This window comes from Streptomyces sparsus, assembly GCF_054776295.1.
In genome coordinates, this window is record NZ_BAAHCA010001147.1 from 1 (window position 1) to 1378 (window position 1378).

1 protein-coding gene and 1 pseudogene are annotated in these 1378 nt (G+C 71.4%); one reads left to right on the plus strand and one right to left on the minus strand.

What is annotated here, in order from left to right:
- A pseudogene (locus tag ACYVE9_RS27010) lies at positions 1-198 on the minus strand (hypothetical protein); the annotation flags it as partial.
- Positions 199-513: 315 nt separating this feature from the next.
- Between ACYVE9_RS27010 and ACYVE9_RS27015 the strand changes: the two are divergent.
- On the plus strand, positions 514-1332 hold the full coding sequence (locus ACYVE9_RS27015; protein WP_461030517.1) for an SAM-dependent methyltransferase: 819 nt from the start codon (positions 514-516) through the stop codon (positions 1330-1332).
- The last annotated feature ends 46 nt before the right edge of the window (positions 1333-1378 follow it).

Consider the following 1378-nt stretch of genomic DNA (forward strand, 5'->3'; position numbering starts at 1 on the left):
GTCCCCGGCGGCGGGCCGCCGCACCTGGGCGCCGAGCAGCTCCAGCCGCTCGGCCGGACCCGTCCCCGCGGCGAGCGGCACGACCACCCCGCGGTCGGCCAGCAGGACCCGTACCTCACGTTCGCCGGGAGCGGCCAGCACGGAGAGGAAGTCGAGCACGGCGTCCTCGGCCCGGAGTACCACCACGAGGTCGATCACACACGGTCCTGTCGTCGGCCCGAACGGTCGGCAGGCGCCCCGCACGCCGACGTCTGTGCCGTGAGCCTAACCAGTACGTCCCCAACTGGTCCAGACCACGAGGGTGTTCGCGCGTTCGGGTGAACGGGGGCCCGCCGGCGTCCGTCCGGGTCCGACGCCCCGCGCGGGGAGGACGGCCGAAGGGCCCGGAGGATGGCACACGGGCGTCCACAACGGCAGGATCCGGCCAGATCGACAGGCCGATGTGCTTATCGGGATCTCCGCATGGGCTTACGTTGGGTTCCAGCACAGGCGCGACGCACGACAGGAGATGCCATGACCTCGGGCACCGACGACTCCGACCAGGTGTTGTCCCGGATCGACTCGACCGTCCCGCACTCGGCCCGGATGTGGAACCACTGGCTGGGCGGCAAGGACAACTACGAAGTGGACCGGGCGGCCGGTGACCAGATCCGTGAGCTGCACCCCGGGATCCTGGACTACGCCCGTGCGGACCGCGCGTTCCTCGGGCGGGCGGTCCGCCACCTCACCCAGGACCTGGGCATCCGCCAGTTCCTCGACATCGGCACCGGACTGCCCACCGCGGACAACACCCACGAGGTGGCCCAGCGCGCGGCGCCCGAGTCGCGCATCGTCTACGTCGACAACGACCCGCTGGTGCTCACCCACGCGCGTGCGCTGCTCACCAGCACCGCCGAGGGCGCCACCGACTACATCGACGCGGACCTGCACGATCCCGAGGCCATCCTGCGGGAAGCGGCGAAGACCCTCGACCTGACCAAGCCGACCGCCGTCATGCTGCTCGGCATCGTCATGTTCGTCGCCGACACCGACCGGGCGCGCGCCATCATCCGGGAGCTCGTCGACGCCGTACCGTCCGGCAGCTACCTGGTGCTCTCCCACACGATCACCGCTCCCGGCCTCACCGACGTGGACGAGGCCGTGAAGTTCTGGAACTCGGTGGGCACGCCGAAGCTGATGCAGCGCACCCCCGAGGAGGTCGCCTCCTTCTTCGAGGGGATGGAGCTGCTGGAGCCGGGTGTGGTCTCCTGCTCGCGCTGGCGTCCCGAGCCGACCCCGTTCGGTGAGCCCGACGATGTGGCGTTCTACTGCGGCGTGGCCCGCAAGCCGTAGCCGACCGCACCGCCGCCCGGCCCTGTCCGCCCAGGGACGGGCGGGC

Bases quoted from the DNA above. Each gene is read 5' to 3' on its own strand.
- ACYVE9_RS27015 (WP_461030517.1), top strand. From the start codon at position 514: ATGACCTCGGGCACCGACGACTCCGACCAGGTGTTGTCCCGGATCGAC.